The 17,090-nt window shown below is 32.3% G+C and carries 17 protein-coding genes and 2 pseudogenes; 7 read left to right on the forward strand and 12 right to left on the reverse strand.

What is annotated here, in order from left to right; translation table 11 throughout:
* Positions 1 to 122: 122 nt before the first annotated feature.
* Positions 123 to 1,025: a LysR family transcriptional regulator gene (locus AC1DS7_RS01470; RefSeq protein ID WP_085963395.1), complete on the forward strand. Its 903-nt coding sequence runs from the start codon at positions 123 to 125 to the stop codon at positions 1,023 to 1,025.
* A gap of 308 nt (positions 1,026 to 1,333) precedes the next feature.
* Here the strand turns inward: AC1DS7_RS01470 and AC1DS7_RS01475 are convergent, their stop codons facing one another.
* On the reverse strand, positions 1,334 to 1,645 hold the full coding sequence (locus AC1DS7_RS01475; protein WP_476998721.1) for a heterocycloanthracin/sonorensin family bacteriocin: 312 nt from the start codon (positions 1,643 to 1,645) through the stop codon (positions 1,334 to 1,336).
* 674 nt (positions 1,646 to 2,319) lie between these two features.
* Between AC1DS7_RS01475 and AC1DS7_RS01480 the strand changes: the two are divergent.
* Positions 2,320 to 2,559 (forward strand): annotated as a pseudogene (locus AC1DS7_RS01480) (hypothetical protein); the annotation flags it as partial.
* Positions 2,560 to 2,666: 107 nt separating this feature from the next.
* Here the strand turns inward: AC1DS7_RS01480 and AC1DS7_RS01485 are convergent.
* Positions 2,667 to 3,710, reverse strand: a complete 1,044-nt coding sequence (locus AC1DS7_RS01485) for an aspartate-semialdehyde dehydrogenase (RefSeq protein WP_002141744.1) — start codon at positions 3,708 to 3,710, stop codon at positions 2,667 to 2,669.
* A 129-nt stretch (positions 3,711 to 3,839) separates the two neighbouring features.
* Between AC1DS7_RS01485 and AC1DS7_RS01490 the strand changes: the two genes are divergently transcribed.
* The gene (locus tag AC1DS7_RS01490) at positions 3,840 to 4,712 is read left to right on the forward strand and encodes a LysR family transcriptional regulator (RefSeq protein ID WP_215589019.1); all 873 of its coding nucleotides are present in this window, start codon (positions 3,840 to 3,842) and stop codon (positions 4,710 to 4,712) included.
* A 105-nt stretch (positions 4,713 to 4,817) separates the two neighbouring features.
* Here AC1DS7_RS01490 and AC1DS7_RS01495 read toward each other — a convergent pair whose 3' ends face one another.
* The 3 genes from AC1DS7_RS01495 to AC1DS7_RS01505 all read right to left on the reverse strand — a co-directional run bounded on the left by AC1DS7_RS01495 (position 4,818) and on the right by AC1DS7_RS01505 (position 7,235).
* Positions 4,818 to 5,423 (reverse strand): PRK06770 family protein, encoded by a 606-nt coding sequence (locus tag AC1DS7_RS01495; RefSeq protein WP_002085644.1) that lies wholly within the window; start codon positions 5,421 to 5,423, stop codon positions 4,818 to 4,820.
* A gap of 256 nt (positions 5,424 to 5,679) precedes the next feature.
* Positions 5,680 to 6,321: an AAA family ATPase gene (locus AC1DS7_RS01500; protein WP_061688797.1), complete on the reverse strand. Its 642-nt coding sequence runs from the start codon at positions 6,319 to 6,321 to the stop codon at positions 5,680 to 5,682.
* Between the two features lie 17 nt (positions 6,322 to 6,338).
* Complete coding sequence (locus tag AC1DS7_RS01505) at positions 6,339 to 7,235, reverse strand: CPBP family intramembrane glutamic endopeptidase (protein ID WP_215589018.1); 897 nt, start codon at positions 7,233 to 7,235, stop codon at positions 6,339 to 6,341.
* Positions 7,236 to 7,618: 383 nt separating this feature from the next.
* On the opposite strand from AC1DS7_RS01505, the gene cspD reads away from it, so the two are divergent.
* Together cspD and AC1DS7_RS01515 are read left to right on the forward strand one after the other, a co-directional pair.
* Positions 7,619 to 7,822, forward strand: coding sequence for a cold-shock protein CspD (gene cspD / locus AC1DS7_RS01510; RefSeq protein ID WP_002012849.1), 204 nt, complete (start codon positions 7,619 to 7,621; stop codon positions 7,820 to 7,822).
* Positions 7,823 to 7,908: 86 nt separating this feature from the next.
* Entirely contained in the window at positions 7,909 to 8,094 is a 186-nt protein-coding gene (locus AC1DS7_RS01515) for a cold-shock protein (RefSeq protein ID WP_000286202.1), read from the forward strand.
* A gap of 43 nt (positions 8,095 to 8,137) precedes the next feature.
* Here the strand turns inward: AC1DS7_RS01515 and AC1DS7_RS01520 are convergent, their stop codons facing one another.
* Positions 8,138 to 8,689, reverse strand: a complete 552-nt coding sequence (locus tag AC1DS7_RS01520; protein ID WP_002031946.1) for a GNAT family N-acetyltransferase — start codon at positions 8,687 to 8,689, stop codon at positions 8,138 to 8,140.
* Positions 8,690 to 8,919: 230 nt separating this feature from the next.
* On the opposite strand from AC1DS7_RS01520, the gene AC1DS7_RS01525 reads away from it, so the two are divergent.
* Complete coding sequence (locus AC1DS7_RS01525; RefSeq protein ID WP_002127343.1) at positions 8,920 to 9,468, forward strand: hypothetical protein; 549 nt, start codon at positions 8,920 to 8,922, stop codon at positions 9,466 to 9,468.
* Positions 9,469 to 9,533: 65 nt separating this feature from the next.
* Here the strand turns inward: AC1DS7_RS01525 and AC1DS7_RS01530 are convergent, their stop codons facing one another.
* From AC1DS7_RS01530 to AC1DS7_RS01550, 5 genes and pseudogenes are all read right to left on the reverse strand, one after another.
* Positions 9,534 to 10,934, reverse strand: coding sequence for a protoporphyrinogen oxidase (locus AC1DS7_RS01530; RefSeq protein WP_215589017.1), 1,401 nt, complete (start codon positions 10,932 to 10,934; stop codon positions 9,534 to 9,536).
* 60 nt (positions 10,935 to 10,994) lie between these two features.
* The gene (locus AC1DS7_RS01535) at positions 10,995 to 11,723 is read right to left on the reverse strand and encodes an alpha/beta fold hydrolase (RefSeq protein ID WP_002141734.1); all 729 of its coding nucleotides are present in this window, start codon (positions 11,721 to 11,723) and stop codon (positions 10,995 to 10,997) included.
* Between the two features lie 114 nt (positions 11,724 to 11,837).
* Complete coding sequence (locus AC1DS7_RS01540) at positions 11,838 to 11,987, reverse strand: aspartyl-phosphate phosphatase Spo0E family protein (RefSeq protein ID WP_002012842.1); 150 nt, start codon at positions 11,985 to 11,987, stop codon at positions 11,838 to 11,840.
* A 241-nt stretch (positions 11,988 to 12,228) separates the two neighbouring features.
* Positions 12,229 to 13,177 (reverse strand): annotated as a pseudogene (locus tag AC1DS7_RS01545) (hypothetical protein).
* A 486-nt stretch (positions 13,178 to 13,663) separates the two neighbouring features.
* Positions 13,664 to 14,281: a helix-turn-helix domain-containing protein gene (locus AC1DS7_RS01550; RefSeq protein WP_002031957.1), complete on the reverse strand. Its 618-nt coding sequence runs from the start codon at positions 14,279 to 14,281 to the stop codon at positions 13,664 to 13,666.
* A gap of 114 nt (positions 14,282 to 14,395) precedes the next feature.
* Between AC1DS7_RS01550 and AC1DS7_RS01555 the strand changes: the two genes are divergently transcribed.
* The gene (locus AC1DS7_RS01555; RefSeq protein ID WP_215589016.1) at positions 14,396 to 15,286 is read left to right on the forward strand and encodes a DMT family transporter; all 891 of its coding nucleotides are present in this window, start codon (positions 14,396 to 14,398) and stop codon (positions 15,284 to 15,286) included.
* Positions 15,287 to 15,487: 201 nt separating this feature from the next.
* Here AC1DS7_RS01555 and AC1DS7_RS01560 read toward each other — a convergent pair whose 3' ends face one another.
* Positions 15,488 to 16,393 (reverse strand): DUF2935 domain-containing protein, encoded by a 906-nt coding sequence (locus tag AC1DS7_RS01560; protein ID WP_002141730.1) that lies wholly within the window; start codon positions 16,391 to 16,393, stop codon positions 15,488 to 15,490.
* Positions 16,394 to 17,090: the final 697 nt, after the last annotated feature.

The following is a 17,090-nucleotide window of genomic DNA, read 5'->3' on the forward strand; positions in this document are numbered from 1 at the left end:
TCACCTCATCTAATTTTTTAATCAATCCATTTCTGATAAAGTGATTATATATCCCACAAAACCATTGTTCAATTCAATTATTTATATAATAATGATAGGTATATCCTATGATTAAACTTGAGGTGATTTCAATCGAATTACGACAATTAGAATACTTTTTAGCTGTTTCGAAAGAATTACATTTCACAAAAGCAGCCGAGAAATTAAATATTTCACAACCTTCACTAAGCCAACAAATACGTGCATTAGAACATGAAGTAGGCATGCCACTTTTCGATCGAATTGGTAAAAAAATATCTTTAACTGAAGCAGGCAGAGTTTTATTATCGCACAGTAAAACAATCTTTCACGAAGTCGAACAAGCTCGTTCTGCCATTCAAGATTTAAATGGATTACATCATGGTTCCTTAACAATAGGATCTTTGTTAACCGTAGTAAATTATTTACTACCACCAGCTATATTAGATTTCAATAAGCAATATCCAAATATCGAACTCTCTGTGTTGGGGCTTCGTACAGGAGAAATTCGTGAAAAATTATTACAAAATGAATTAGATATTGGTATTACATTTCTCCCGGTGCAAGATAAAGAGATTGTTTCTATCCCACTATATAAAAGTGAACTTACATTAGTCGTGCCAACCAGCCATTCTTTAACTGAACGTAAGTATGTATCTATTGAAGAATTACAGGACTATCCTTTAATTCTTCTACCTAAAAATTTCTATTTAACAGAACTAATTACATCTCATTGCCAAAACTTTAACTTTAAACCAAAGCCAATTTTAGAAATTAGTACAATGGAATCTTTAATTCAAATGGTCGCACAAGGTATGGGGATTACCGTGTTACCAAAACCATATATAGACTTTTTGCAAAATGAGCACATACAAGCTATTAAAATTGAAAACCCCACTCCAACAATAGATATAGGACTTATTTATAGAAGAGATAAATATATGTGCGCTGCTACCCGGAAATTTATTGAGCAACTCAAAATAACAGTACATTCTTTACAAAAATAAGCATAAAAAGAGATTATCCTATGCAGCCGTTACACAACGACCTATTAGAATAATCTCTTTTTATTATGATATAAAACATTACATTTTATGGTTTCTTTTCTAATAACCTATTATTCATTATAAGTGCTAAATTATTATCGTATTATTAAGCTACACATCAGCGATATTTTATGTCTATTTCGTATAGGTGTTAGCAAGTCCGTTTGCAAACTTGTTAGCACATTTTTATAAAAATTATATAATGCTTCACAAAGTAGGAATCCGTTTCGATCAATCTTTTTTCAAAATGGATTCCTTTTTGTCTCTTATCAATATTCAAATGTTACAGTAGTACCATTAAAACCATCAAAACAATTAGAGCAATTAGAGCAACCACCACAACCAAAACAACTAAAGCAACCGAAGCAACCAAAACAACGGAATCCACCACAACGACCACCGCCACAACGACCACCGCCGCCACAACCACCACAACGACCACCGCCACCGCCGCCACAGCGACGAGCATCATCTGTAATATAGTAATATGGATATTGGTTTTGCTGGTCCCAATACACAATATTTCCAGGCTGATAATCATTAAGGCTTAACGCTTGTAGTTCTTGTTGAAAATTATTCATCTTCATGACCTCCGTTTATAAACTAAAACCCCATCGATACTTTCCTATATTTCTGTTCGTTAAATCTAAGTAGAAATAGCGCTATAAAGTGAAACTTTAATCAGTAGGGGTTTTGTTCATCCCCCACTGATTATTAGCCCGCACCAATCGGGCGTTTACTGGCAGCAGGGCTCCCACCTAATTTCTTTGCTCCAGTTGAATTTTGAGGTGGGAGTTTTACTGCCCACAAATAGCGGGCTAAACTAAGTTCAATACGTACACCAACAAAATATGACCTATCACTAGATGATGCACCTTGTTCATATGCCTATTTTTAGGTTATTTTTACTATGGGCTCATTTTTATAAAGTGAAACTTTAATCAGAGGGGGTTTACGGGCAGTTAATGCGGGCTAAATGGACATTATAAAATATGAATTTAAACAATAATATTTAGATTTATGTCATCATTTTCTAGTTCTATAGTCGTATATTCCATAATTTTGTTTGGTCATCTTCGTATTTCCAATATGCACTCCCATCTTTATTTTTCTTCGCTTCAATATCTGCTATATCAGAGCTAATTTTATAAGTATTTATAATTAGTGATTTCTGCTAAGAAAAGTCTATTTTTATGAATGGCAAATCAGCGATGTTTTATGTCTATTCCGCATACGTGTTAGCACTTTTTTATATGAGAAATTCCCTATGATGTGTAGTATTGATATTGAAAATAACGAGGTATTAATTAGTTCCATTTTTTTTTATAACGAAAAAGAAAATGAGTATTTTGCTATAGAAGATGTAGTGAAAAAGGTTGAGATGCCAATCTCAATTAATATTTATCTCACAATTAATGGAGAGCCTAGATTTTTAAAATTCTCTGCAAATAAAATTGATATTTATAGAAACACTATAAAAACTAACTTACATTAAATTCAAATTGAAGTTAGGAGAATACTCATTAAGTAAAAAATGGGAAACCATTATAATTAACGGTTTCCCATATATCCTCCTATTTTCAATGTTTATATAAATTTATACTAAATAATCCCCTTTTCCACCAATGTCTCTGCGATTTGAACTGAGTTCCAAGCCGCACCTTTTAATAAATTATCAGAAACAATCCAAAGATGAAATCCTTTTGGCGTATCCGGATCTTTGCGTATTCTACCTACAAATGTATCTCTTTTACCCTCTGCATATAATGGCGTTGGATAAATTTGTTCACTAGGATTATCTTGTAAAATAACACCTGGTGCATTCAGTAGTACTTCTTTAATTTCTGCAACGGTCGCTTCTTTTTCAAGTTCAATATAAACTGATTCAGAATGCCCCGATACAACTGGAACTCTGACGCAAGTAGCTGCCATTTTCAGATTTGGATCTTCTAAAATTTTCTTCGTCTCTTGAATCATCTTTACTTCTTCGAATGTGAAATCATTGTCTGTAAATATATCCACTTGCGGCAATACATTAAATGCAATTGGATAATGTTTTTTATCTTTTTTCACTGGTAATATAGTGCTCTTCACTTCTTCACCTGTAAGCATTGACTTAGCTTGTTCTTTTAATTCATGAATCGCATGAATTCCTGAGCCTGATACGGCTTGATACGTTGAAACAATAATTCGTTCTAAACCAAATGATTTTCGAATTGGCTGAAGAGCTGTTACCATCTGTAGTGCTGAGCAATTCGGAACTGCAATGATCCTTTTATGTTCCCTTAAAGTATGTGCATTTACTTCTGGAACGACAAGTGGTACATCGTGTGCCATTCGGTATTCACTTGTGTTGTCAATTACGATTGCACCACTAGAAACTGCATGATTTACATATTGTCTAGAAACTTCTCCCCCAGCGCTAAAAAAGGCAATGTCTACACCTTCAAAACTAGTTGATTTTGCCTCTTGTATTTTAATCTCTCGTCCTTTAAATTGTACTATCTTACCAGCAGATCGTTTTGACGAGAGTAATGTAATTTCTTCTATATTAAATTTCGTTACTCTCTCTAACAATGCAATGATTTTTTGCCCTACTGCACCTGTAGCTCCAACTACAGCTACATGATAGCTCTTTTCACTCATTTTTTCTCCTCCATTTTCAATTGAATGAATTTCTCCACAACTTAATTTTAAAAGAAATTTAATGATTTGAAAAATTGAAATACATGATATAATCATTCACAAATCATGATAATAAAAGAGGTATCATTTATGGAAATGAGACATGTTAAAACATTTTGTGCCATTGTTAAATATGGTAGCTTTTCTAAAGCTGCTCATGCATTAGGTTATGCGCAATCTACTGTGACAGCCCATATTAAAGCATTAGAGAACGATTTAAACATTCCCCTATTCGATCGATTAGGAAAAAAAATACTTCTTACAAAAGCAGGTCATCAATTTCATCCGTATGCATTAGAATTACTTACTATTTATGATAAAGCGCAAGAAATCCCTCAAAACAGTGACCATTTAGAAGGAACATTGGCTATTACATCTAATGAATCATTGGCAGTGTATCGGTTACCACAATTATTACGTACTTACAAACAGGAAAATCCGAAAGTAAATATCGTACTTGAGACAAATACCAATGAGCAAGCATTGAAAAAATTACATGAAGGAGAAACCGATGTTATCTTCATAATTGGAGAAAGTATAGAGCATAATGATTTTATTACGTGCAATTTATGTAATGAAACATTTGGATGGATTTTCCCTGCTCATTTCCCTTCAAACACTGATCCACTCCTTTTATTACAAAATACTCAATTTATATTTACAGAACAAAGCTGTGGCTATAGACCAATGGTAGATCGTTTTTTACGTCAAAGCGGAAGAAATCCTAATAAAACATTTGAGACTTCCAATGTTGAAGTCATTAAACAATCCGTTATGTGTGAGTTAGGAATTTCTATTCTCCCTTACATCGTTGTACAAGAAAGTAATCAAAAAGAACAACTCTGTTTTCAGCCCATCGAAACTCCAGCCGTCATTCAAAGCCACGTAATCTATCATAAATCTAGATGGATATCCCCAGTTTTGCAATCGTTTCTTACATTATTAGAGAGAATAGAAAAGTAAGCGAGTAATAACAAAAATGAGTAACTGCTCTAAAAAGCAATTACTCATTTTTATTAAAACATTTGTGTTCATAACAATACAGGTGTTTCAAAATCAATATGTATATTATTTATTAGCTTGTACCTCACCTGCAATTAATTTACTACCTGAATATGTACCTTTTTGTATAAAAACTTGATTAATTAATTCTTTTTGCTCCTTTTCTGACATTACTCCTTTCCCTTCTCCTAAATTCCCACTTTGTAATTTCCAAATCTTGTTGTGGTCTACATCAACCTTTTCATATTTTCCTTGTTTCCATCGTTCTAAAATATCCACATATGTACTTTTTTGTGCAACATCATTACTATTTATAATTTCGAGTAAACTTTCAATACGTTCTTGTGTAATAAAAATATAGCCCCATTTTTGATCAGCTTTCGTTTTTTGATGTGCCATTTCATGTAGTGCTGTCTGTATGTTCTCATCTGTCCACTTAAAATTTTTATTAAAACCACTATTCGGTAATGAATGATTGCCATTTTCTAAAAGCTTTGCATCTTCAGCTTTTACATTACTATCAGCTAGCACTTCTACTGCCGGAGCGGCTGGTGATGCCTTTTTCGCAGCTGGTTTACTATTATTCAGATAATACAGCATACCATACGTTACACCTACCCCGATTACCGCCATACCAGCTATAATTCCTATGATTTTAAATAATGTTTTCATCTTGCTTGTTTCCTCCCAAATATCTCTGTTCTTACTACCTCATTATTTCTTATATAAAACAGTTCCTTCATTCAAAATAGTTCATCCCATCCCCTATCATATTATTTATATATATTTCCTTATATTGTATTTCTTTTTTCGTGAAATTGAAAGATTATTCTGTTAAAAAATAAAGATATTCTACAAAATTTCCCTTTATATTTATATGGAAACAAAAAAACAACGAGCGCCTTCTAAAACACTCGTTGTTTTTACTTTATGCACGATTTTCTTTTAACCACTTCGTAATAACATCTAACCTCGAAACATCAAAACGTCTTTCTTCACATACTTTTAAGCTGTTTAAACTTTTCACAATTTCTAATTCATTCGACTTTATACTTTTTGCTTCAATCAATTTACAGTACCCGTCTGTGACGGTATTGAGATTTTCATAATAACGCTGAAATGCTTTAGATATATGTAAATGTTTTTCAAAGTTTCTTCTTTTTTTCGTCCCATCAGACTCTTTCCGTTTTCTAAGCTCTTCATCACTTGTATATAAATAAAAATATTGATCTGGAAAACCAATTTCTCTATTTATCATCTTTTCTTTATAAAAGTTTTCTATTAAAGATAACGGCTGATTAAATATATCAAAATGAAAACACCAATTATAACTAAGTGGCTGATATATATCCCCATCGAGTATTACTAATTCATATTGCTGCGACTTCTGCACTGCTATATTCCAGCGCTCTACTTGTTTTTCAAAATACCATGTTCTATGTTCATTTTTTGGTCTTTCAAATAAAAAATTCACTTCAGGTATAATGAATGCTCCATAATTGTTTTCTAGTTCACGGCATGTGCTACTCTTACCAACAGCACTCGCTCCCTCAAACGCTATAATCCCCATAGTTTCTCCCACTTTCATTAACTGAAATCTCGTTGTTTCACTCTTCTCCCCCATAACTGTCTCCATAAAACAATTGAAGCGATAGAAAGCATTATTGTTGTAATGATACTACCTTCAATACCAAATGAGCCTCCATGAAGCACTTCTGACCCATTTGTTACAGGTTTAAATAGCGGCGTTGAATATATCGTCATGCCACTAACTGCAAAACCATAGACGTTATATTGCGCCCAATTCCAAATGGAATGCCACGCGCATATCCCCCAAAGACTACTGTCTTTTAAAACGTAAAATGCTGCAAATACACCAACTAATATTATATTCGATATTGAAAGAATTGTAATACCAGGATTAAGTAAATGAAGAAAGCCAAATAAAAAGGACGTCACTACAATCCCAATCCATATACGACTTCTAACAGAAATAACTGGAAACAACCAGCCTCGTACAATAATTTCTTCCGTTGCACCTTGTATTAAAAAAGCAATTAAAGATCCTACAATACCAAATATGGCGGTTGCCGTAATTTGTTGCATTTGTAGTTTTACAATCCCTGTTAATACAAGTACAATTACTGGCATTGAAATGAAGACAAATCCTATTAACGCACCTCTCAAGTAATTTCTCATCCATTGCACTTTCCAAAAACCAATGGATGAAAATGACCTTTTTTCTACAAACCTAATCCATAAAAAAATAAAAAATATAGCCCCACCAAACGTTAATATCATCTCAATATTATTATAAATTGCCTTTACAAATGATGTATCCGCTTTCGGTAAAAACAGCATAAATAACATAAAAAATTCACCTAGAGTTAAAAATACAATAGCTAGTATTACAGCTAAAATAGGATGAACTTTTCTTCTTCCTTCTTTCGCAGCTTCGATTATTTTAAATTGAGTATTTCGCAATATTCTCTCCTCCTAAACAAATAAATCACAACTGTTCTTAAATATATCTATCCTTTCCCTTATACATACTTATTAATTAAAATGTTCTCAGTTTAGCATAAATCCAAATTAGGCATAATATATAAATAAAAGAGATGTCTTTGTGCCTTTTGCTATAAAACCCCCTATTTTTTCTTGATTTTCCCAACACTTGCTATTTCCCACCATTTGTTGTAAGATAGTAATTAAGGTCAATTTAGCACTATATTTTCTTTGCATATTATCAAGTATCAATCAGGAATGTTTTGTACTCCTTATGGATTTTTGATAATATGTGAACTTTTATTTTCAATCGAATAAGGCCGATCATATTGTAATCTTTTTAAATTTTAGGAGGCATTACCATGACATTAACAGGTAAAGTAAAATGGTTTAACAGCGAAAAAGGTTTCGGTTTCATCGAAGTTGCAGACGGTAGCGACGTATTCGTTCACTTCTCAGCTATCACTGGCGACGGCTTCAAATCTCTTGACGAAGGTCAAGAAGTTAGCTTCGAAGTTGAAGACGGTAACCGTGGACCTCAAGCTAAAAACGTTGTAAAGCTATAATTCAATCAATAAAAAGGTTGTTACCAGCTCGGTTAACAACCTTTTTAATATATAACTAAAAATTTTTACATAAAAGGAGTGGTTACATGTATCGCAATCGAAAGAACGATGTAGCAGAAGTACCACCAGAACAAACCCCTGTTTGGGAATGTGAATCAGAGGATTGTTTAGGATGGATGAGAAAGAACTTTTCATTTGAAGAAGAGCCTAAATGCCCTTTATGTAAAAGTAGTATGAAAAGCGGAGAACGTTTATTACCTAAAATAGGTTGATTTTTACAAGCCCCTCTTATTTTAAATAAGAGGGGCTTTTTTATTAATAATGAATATCCTCTACATCTGTTCGTACAATAGAATACATTAATGCATCGTGTTGTTTATTCCCTTGATGAATGTATCCACGTAACAGCCCTTCTTGTTGAAAACCTAATTTAGATAACATATTACACGAAGTTATATTTTCAGGATATGTAATAGCTCCAATTCTAAATAAGCCTAAATCTCGAAATCCATAAGTAATAATTTCTCGAGCAGCTTCAGAAGCATAACCATTCCCCCAATAACGAGGATGCAAATCATATCCAATCTCTGAGCGTTTACTCCAAAGTTGTAAATTATTTAATCCAATTGTTCCTACTAAATTATTTGTGTCTTTTAATACAATCCCCCAACGCATTGCCTTTTTCTCAAAGTAATTTTTTGAAAAAGATTCAATCATACGTGAAGCTTGTCCAAACTCAGTAAAAGAATTCATACCGTAATAACACGTTACCTCATCTAATGAGAATATTTCATATATTTTTTGACAATAAGATTGTTCTATTTCAACTAAGCGCAAGCGTTCTGTTTCTAACATAGGAAATACCATAGGATCACTCCTTTCTCTCTACTCATTTATTATAGCAGAAAAAGTATTTATAATTAGGAAAGTCCTTAATGTCCCACAAATCAAATATTTCTAGCGATGTTTATCCTCTTAATAATATATAACTTCGTTGTATTTATTAATTCCCCTCTAAAAACCACCCCTAATTTACACCCTCTCATGTTAAAATATAGAAAAACAGTAAATATTTCTTACGGAGGTGCTTAAACTTTATGTATATTTTCATTGGCTTATCCCTCTTGCTCATTTTACTCATTTTTTTATTCGCAAAAAAATTCACACCAAACTCATTTATGATGACAAGTTTTAAAGGAAATAGCTTTAAGACATTTTCAGTTGGTATATTAATCGCTGCCACACTCTCTCTTTCATACGGAATGTATCACGCAGCAACATATCAACCTAGATATTTAGATATTAAATTGCAAAATCAAAATTTCACTGTTTTTGGTAATGTTGGTGAGTTTGGTTATTTCTCAGAAGAATTACTAAAAAAAGATGCAGAAGTTGAACTGTATTTTGTCTCTTGGGAAACAATACAATTAAATAATCCAGAAATAATAGTAGACTACCCTTCAGGCAAACAGGAAACATGGAAGCCTAATATAACATTAATTCCTACAAATAAATTAAAAGAAAAACATAGTATTAAAGAACTTTATCGGCTCTCACCGTATTCCTTTGAAGAATCTGGAAAAATAACATTAACTATTAAAGAGAATAAAGCCAATCATAAAAAGATTGTAATTAATGTTAAATAATTATAAATAAAATGTCCCTCCATTATGTTGGAGGGACATTTTATTTACATATGTATTCAATATTATTATTTTGACTGTTCATTCAATGTCGTAATTATTTCATTGGCAGTATTCTTTCCGTTTCCAATACAAGCACCAATTCCTACACCGTAATATGAAGCACCAGCTAAGTATACATTAGGATAAAGCACGGCCAATTTTTCTTGTAATGATTGAACAGCTTGATTATGTTCTAAATGATATTTCGGCATTAAATCTTTCCAATTTGTAACTTCAATTACTTCCGGTTCACCTTTAATTCCGAGGCTCTTTTCAATATCATATAAAGCAACTCGTACTAATTCTTCTTCACTATAACTTTTGATCGTTTCATATACTGGATTAGTGCTCTTATAAAACATTCTTACTAATAGCTTTTGTTTACCAGATGTATGTTTCCACTTCCTGCTTGTCCATGTGCAAGCATCACAATGTAAATCACTGTTTTCCGTTACGATAAAACCTGTGCCGTCAGCCGGTAGTTGTTCATCTAGTATGTCAAAACCTAAGTAAATACTTATAAGCGATGAATTTTTAAATTTATTAAAATGCTCATTTAACTCATTAGACTGTAATAACATTTGTGCGATATCATGTGGAGCTGCTAAAACGACATAATCAGCTTGTATTGTCTCATGATTTGCAAAAGAAACCTCATACCGATCCCCTTTTTTACTTATCACTGTTGTTACAGCACCTTTATTAATGACAGTCTCCGTCAGCACTTCTTCTAAGCGATTAATAATCGTAGATAGTCCACTTTTAAATGATACAAACTTTTTATTTCCTGCTGACTGAAATTGTTTTTTATTCTCTTCAAAACCTTTAATAATACTTCCATATTTATTTTTATACTCAAGTAAATATGGTAACGTAGATGCCATTGTAAGCTCATTCAATTTACCAGAATATACACCTGACAGCACAGGTGCAATTTGTCTTTCCACTAATTCTTTCCCTAAAAAGCTTTCTAAAAATACAGCAAGTGATGTATCCTTTGTAAACTCCTTATTTTTCGTAATAAAATCTTTTAAAGCAACGATTTTCCCTTTTTTTGAGACTAGCGTACTGCTAAATAATGATTCAACACTCATAGGAATCCCAAATATAGTGTCAGCAGGAATTGGATGTAATATGTTATCAGAGTATATGTAAGAAATACCTGTTTCGTTATATACCATTTCATTTTCTAAATTTAAATCTTTTACAAGCGGTAAAACATGTTCATTACGAGCTACAATAGAATCTGCTCCAGATTCCATAATAAAATCATTTTCTTCCACACTGTGGATTTTACCACCTAAATACTCTTCTTTCTCAATAAGGATTAAATTTAAATCTATATTATAATCCTTCTTTAATTTTTCTAAATAAAACATAGTAGAAAGTCCAGTAATACCTCCACCGATGACAACGACTGTTTTCATATTTGCTGCGCCCCTAACCGATACAATTAATAATTCCTTTATTATTATAACCAAAAATTATCATAGTCGACTAGCAGCTTGCGCATTCTGTAAGAAATTAGACAATATATATGAATATATTTTAGGCTGATCATTATGCACTAAATGACCTGCAAACGGAATAACAGCAATATGTATATTGTTGTTTAATTGTTTAAACGTTGTAGCGGCTGTAACTTCATCTGCTGAATCTCCCCCAACAATACACAGTGTAGGTACTTGAAGATTAGCTACATCACCTGTTTCATGAAATGGGTACCACTCCTTAACTTGCCACGATTTCAGCAACCCTTTCCAATCACTTTTTACATGAATTTGATTCATATAAGTTACAACTTCTTCATTTTCCATCAACTGTTGATGACACTTTACTTCATACTCCTGAGACTCTTCCCAATTATCTCGCTCAATAGGAAAGATACCTGAAAAAGTTAATGTCCTCACTTTATCTGGATATTTTTTTGCAAATAATAAAGCGGCTATCCCCCCTAGTGAAACACCCGCTATATGACAACTATTAATTTGCAAATGTTCTAGTGTATCATTCAAATCATCAGCAGAGCAAAGAAAATAATTATCTAATGTACCTCCTGATTCTCCATGTCCCCTCAAATCAGGACGAATTACTTTATATTGTTTTTCTGTAAAAAATTCTACCTGTTCTTCAAACTCTACTAAACCTGTCATACCACCAGAATGTAAAAGCACAATCGGTTCCCCTTCACCTGAAATATGCGTATGTAGTATCATTTATCCCCCTCCTTTAAAACTGAATATTCTATTTATTGATAGTATATCGAATATATTTCTAAATTACCAATTAAAAAAGAACTATAACATATTCAACTCACGTCATAGTTCTTTCTATTTTAAAAACATAAACCAGTTTATTAATTTGTCAATTTCTTGGCTGAGTGCTATTACTTTTTCATGTTGAAGTCCATAATTTGAGACTAGATTCAATAATTCTTCTTTTTTCAATTCAATTATTTTTTCTAACTTCACTAATTCCATGTCGTCTTTATTCGCTCCAATTTCAAAATATATGTATTTTAGTATAGCCTACTTACATAATAAGTAAAAGTCTCATGCTAATGTAAAATCTTACATATTTGAACAAACAACATACTACTAACAAAAAAAGAGACTTAAACTAAGCCTATTATTACAGGTCATTATAATTTTCTACCATTTTTTATAAATATGTTAGTTTATGAATGTGTACCATTTACTATTAATTTAAAGTTAGACACTTTTACACATTAATAATACAACAGAATTTCTCAAATGTTTTATCTTTATATTCTGGAATCCTTGTTAAGTGATCAAAATAACTATATGAAAATTTAAATATGTGTCCAAAATCCCAATTAAATTCGCTGTAGTCTTTAAGCCAGAATGCATTATCTAGCGGAAGTGGATCAACTTGTTTTGCTTTTGTAAGAGGTAAACGATCTACAGTAGAATTCAATATTATTTGGGCATTCGGCATTAAATTGTGACTTTTTCTAAGTACATAAACTAGCTTTAATAGTGGTTTTATTCCTCGTTGAAATAATTCTATATGCCCTAAGTCATATAATATATTAATCGCATGTGAGAAGGTAAGCATATGACCAATTAAATCGTGATGTGATTCTGCCTTATATAACATTGAATTCAGATAATTCATTTAAAATAAATCCAGATAATTGCTTCGGGTTTTTAATTTCGCTTTGAATCTCCTCATTATTTATAATGAGCTGCTTTACTTCTTTAGTTGTAAAACCAATCCAAGATCTACCGGGAATTGTTTTTTGAAACGATAATATAAGGTTTGCTATATTATTAATATCTTGCTCACTCCCCCAATGACTTAACTCCTTAATGGCTAGTAAACTTAAAGAAGCGTAAATTACATTATGACCAACCCAATGGAGTTCATCAATCGTTTGTTCCAAAGATTTAATTATCGTTTCTTCAGCACTTTGATAATCGACACCTTGTTTATTATCAATTGTTTCGCCTAACCTTTGCTTATGGAGCATCATTTTCGCTTGAGAATAAATGTTACAGGCAGTTTTTTCATCAATGTTATTGTTTTTCGTAAAAAAATAACTAGCAATGGCAGCTGCTCCGAAATGTGCATGCCAAATATCATTTGTTTCTTTTTTACATTGAGATATAATTGAAAGCCCATCTTTTAATACACTTATATTTTCCATCTCTCTTATCCCCTCTAAACCCTAATAAAAATGGTTTTTTAGCATCTACAAAGTCGGCAAAAAGCCAGGTGAAAACTCTTGAAAGGTTTCCTCCTTTACAGTTATAAATTAAAATTGCCCCTGTCGCTCAACAAGAATTAAATTTGCTTCTAATAATATTTTGAGATGATACTTATTCATCCCTAATGCAGTCTCAATCTTCCACAATTGTGTTTGTTTTGATTATGAAATAAATAACGAACAATCTCTCGTTTTACTCCTGCCAAAGCCTTAAAAATTTTCACTCTTTTTTTATCTGAATTATTTGGTTTGATAGTCATGGAACTATCTTATTTTTTTGTCAAATCTCTCATCTTCTTAAACATACAATGTGAAAATCAAATGTGTATGTATTTATAGATAGTTGTTTTATTATACACGCGAATCTTTATGTAATTGATACTTTCTATTATGTTACCACTTAGTATGTATCCTTAAGCTACTTCCTTAGCTTAAGGAAGGTGTTAATACAAATAAGATGTGATTCATTTCATCACTCTTATTCAAAAATCTATGTTTCACGTTCGGTGGAATACGCACAACATCTCCTTCTTCTAAAAAATATTCATTCCCTTCCAATTCCACATACACTTCCCCTTTCATTACAACTGCAATTTCTTCCTTATCTTCGTGGGAATAATGACTTTCTGTTGTATTTGCATATCCGTTTAAATCCATCATTAACATTTCAATGCGAGCTTTCATAAAATCTGGTGTTAACACATCATAAACAATATGATCATTATTTTCTCGATATACTTTTTTCCGATCTTTCTTCTTAGAAATAAGTGAGTCTGTATCAATATCATTAATAAAAAGAGTAAACAGCGGTACATTTAATGCTTTCGCTATTAATTCCAATACATTTAAAGAAGGATTGGCATGTCCTCTTTCAATTTGACTAATAAGTGAAGTACTGATTCCTGCATAATCAGCAAATTCACGAATTGTCATATTATTTTTCTTACGATAACTTAAAACAGTTTGACCTAGCCGATAATGAATCATTGTTACAACTTCCTTTCGTCCATCATAATACATCTTTTGTCCCTTTTGTGCTGACATACTAAACAGTGGCAATTAATCCTTCCTTATTTCATCTTAGGCTTATATACTAACTTTTGTACATTATATTATATAAAGTTCATTATAATAAACAACCAATCGGAGGGACAAACTTTGAAATCACCTATTCTTTCATATTTCATCTTATTTTTCGGCGTGTTCGCCTTATCTACTTCAGCTATCTTCGTAAAAATAGCCGATGCCCCTGCAGCAATCACTGCTTTTTATCGATTATTGTTTGCTACGGTAATTCTTTTACCGTTTCTAATATTTAATACAAACAATCGCAGCGAACTTCGCTCATTATCAAAAAAGCAATGGGGATTTGGACTCTTATCTGGATTATTTCTAGCAGCTCATTATGTACTATGGTTTGAATCATTACAGTATACTTCCATAGCAAGTTCTACAGTTATCGTAACGTTGCAACCTTTATTTTCAATGGTCGGTGGTTATTTTTTATTTAAGGAACGGTTTACGAAAGGTGCGATTATAGGCTGCCTTATTGCAATTTCAGGAAGTATCGTGATTGGGTGGCAAGATTTTCAAATTAGTGGTGAGGCTTTATACGGCGATATTTTAGCTTTTATTGCTGCTGGCGTCATAACAGTTTACTTTTTCATCAGTCAATATGTTCGTAAAGACCTATCCCTAATACCGTACTCGGTAATTAGTTATGGCAGTAGTTCACTCTTTCTCGGTATATTTGCTTACACACAGCAGTCATCTTTCTTCAATTACACTGCACAAACATGGTGGTCCTTTATAGGTCTTGCATTCATTGCAACGATTTTAGGACAAACAATTTTCAATTGGTTATTAAAATGGATGAGCGCTACTGTTATCTCGATGAGTATTTTAGGAGAGACAATTGGAACTTGTATTTTAGCCTATTTCATTTTAGATGAAACAATTTCTTTACAGCAAGGACTAGGAATTCTACTTATTTTCATTGGATTAGCAATATTTTTATTACAACCGAAACAATTGAATCACAATTTATAAAGTGAAACTTTAATCAGTGGGGATTTTATTCATCCCCCACTGATTATTAGCCTTCACCAATCGGGCGTTTACGGGCAGCCCGACTCCCACATAACTTCTTTGCTCCAGCCAAATTTTGAGGTGGGAGTTTTACTGCCCACAAATAGCGGGATAAACAAGAAAAGCATGACATTAGTTTGCCATGCTTTTCTTGTTTATTTATTATTGCGGAGATTGTTCCACTTGCTTTTGCTTTAGCCTTTGCTCCAATACATGAATCATGAAGAGGAAATGCTCTGCCTCTCTTGTAACATGATCAGCAAGCAATGGATTTATGACATTTCGGATTTGACATGTTTGAATTAACTCTAATCCTGCTTTTTTGAAATCCCTTAACTCAACAGTGGCATTTTCACTATCTTTATTCATTTTTCCTATAATCGGGTATGTCGGTTCTTTTTGATATAACATCGATTCAACATCTCTAGCTTGGTTAAGCAAAATTTCGAAATCATCACCGAATTTCAACGCTGTATGAACAAGATTTCTTTCCGATTGATCCAGTAATGATCCAATAAAACGTGAGTGTTCCATCATAATACGCAGCCAGAAAACATTCTCACTAATAATCGCATCTTGAATAGGATCCATTTTCCCTTCGTTAAACTTTTGAAGTGTCCGCATAAAATATTCTGCTTCTCGTGCAACATGATCCACTAAAAGTGGGAAATTAAACCCTTTCACTTTACAATTGATGATTAAAATTAGTAAGTTTCTTTTATAATTACGAAAAGCATACACTAACTGAATGCTCTCTTCATTTAATTGCCTTACCGCTTGAACAGTTTGTGGAATAGTAAATGCTTTTTGCAGCTGCCTATCAAACTGATTATAAAACTGTTCTACTTGCTGAATTAAATTTTTATCGTTACGATTAAACCCCTCACCAAGAAACAAAGCATGCTCTTTCATAATACGTAACCAAAATCTATTTTCAGTTATAGATCGTTCAATAAATAATTGTTCTGTTAATGATTCAGATGGAGCTGCTTTCAATTCCGGTGGCAACAGCATAGCTCGCTGTGGGTCCATAATAAAATGTCCAGGAATAGGTTGGTCTGTCGACATTACAATCACTCCTTGTTCCTTGAATGCTCAATTATACTGTGTATGAAAATAAATAAAATTTAAATATACTTATGCAATCGTTTTTTCAAGGTTTTGAAATTTCCACATATGCATTCCCCTTGCACATAGAAATAGATTCTATTAAGTCATATGCTTTCCGGATTGAGATGATTCCTAATGCTTCATCCTTTAAAACATCCTTTAAATAAAAGTTGCTCTTTTTTTAGTTTATTAAAAAAAGTATGGCGTCCTTTTGCCATACTTTTTTCAAAACAAATCGATATTTCTGTTCAATTTACACACCTATTGTTATGTAAAAACAAAGTTGTACATTAACATTACTGTATAGCCTATTGATTAAAGATCCTTTTAAATGACATTAAAACATAGTCGTACAATAACAACTTCAATTCCAAATTACAATTTGTTTTCTTTTTAAAAGAAAGTTGTACAATACAAATTTCCAAACTATTCGTTGTGTTAAGTGACAAAAAAGTTGTTTAATTTACAATAAAGCCGTTTAAAAAATAATAAAGTTGTTTAAAAATCTAAGTTTGATTCAACAATAGCGCTCGATTGCTGAAGATCGCCCTTGAACTAAAGCACCTTTGTTTAAGTGTATTTGCTCACAAAATTCCCTCTAGCCAAAGACTGATGGAATAAATATGGTAATTTCAAAATTTGGTGTTTTATCTTA

This window comes from Bacillus sp. P4_E1 (assembly GCF_056401715.1).

Coding starts and splice junctions, on each gene's coding strand:
- AC1DS7_RS01485 (WP_002141744.1), bottom strand. CDS start 3,710: ATGAGTGAAAAGAGCTATCATGTAGCTGTAGTTGGAGCTACAGGTGCA.
- AC1DS7_RS01540 (WP_002012842.1), bottom strand. CDS start 11,987: ATGGAATTAGTGAAGTTAGAAAAAATAATTGAATTGAAAAAAGAAGAA.
- AC1DS7_RS01475 (WP_476998721.1), bottom strand. CDS start 1,645: ATGAATAATTTTCAACAAGAACTACAAGCGTTAAGCCTTAATGATTAT.
- AC1DS7_RS01560 (WP_002141730.1), bottom strand. CDS start 16,393: ATGTCGACAGACCAACCTATTCCTGGACATTTTATTATGGACCCACAG.
- AC1DS7_RS01490 (WP_215589019.1), top strand. CDS start 3,840: ATGGAAATGAGACATGTTAAAACATTTTGTGCCATTGTTAAATATGGT.
- AC1DS7_RS01515 (WP_000286202.1), top strand. CDS start 7,909: ATGTATCGCAATCGAAAGAACGATGTAGCAGAAGTACCACCAGAACAA.
- AC1DS7_RS01535 (WP_002141734.1), bottom strand. CDS start 11,723: ATGATACTACATACGCATATTTCAGGTGAAGGGGAACCGATTGTGCTT.
- AC1DS7_RS01550 (WP_002031957.1), bottom strand. CDS start 14,281: ATGTCAGCACAAAAGGGACAAAAGATGTATTATGATGGACGAAAGGAA.
- AC1DS7_RS01500 (WP_061688797.1), bottom strand. CDS start 6,321: ATGGGGATTATAGCGTTTGAGGGAGCGAGTGCTGTTGGTAAGAGTAGC.
- AC1DS7_RS01495 (WP_002085644.1), bottom strand. CDS start 5,423: ATGAAAACATTATTTAAAATCATAGGAATTATAGCTGGTATGGCGGTA.
- AC1DS7_RS01520 (WP_002031946.1), bottom strand. CDS start 8,689: ATGGTATTTCCTATGTTAGAAACAGAACGCTTGCGCTTAGTTGAAATA.
- AC1DS7_RS01530 (WP_215589017.1), bottom strand. CDS start 10,934: ATGAAAACAGTCGTTGTCATCGGTGGAGGTATTACTGGACTTTCTACT.
- AC1DS7_RS01525 (WP_002127343.1), top strand. CDS start 8,920: ATGTATATTTTCATTGGCTTATCCCTCTTGCTCATTTTACTCATTTTT.
- cspD (WP_002012849.1), top strand. CDS start 7,619: ATGACATTAACAGGTAAAGTAAAATGGTTTAACAGCGAAAAAGGTTTC.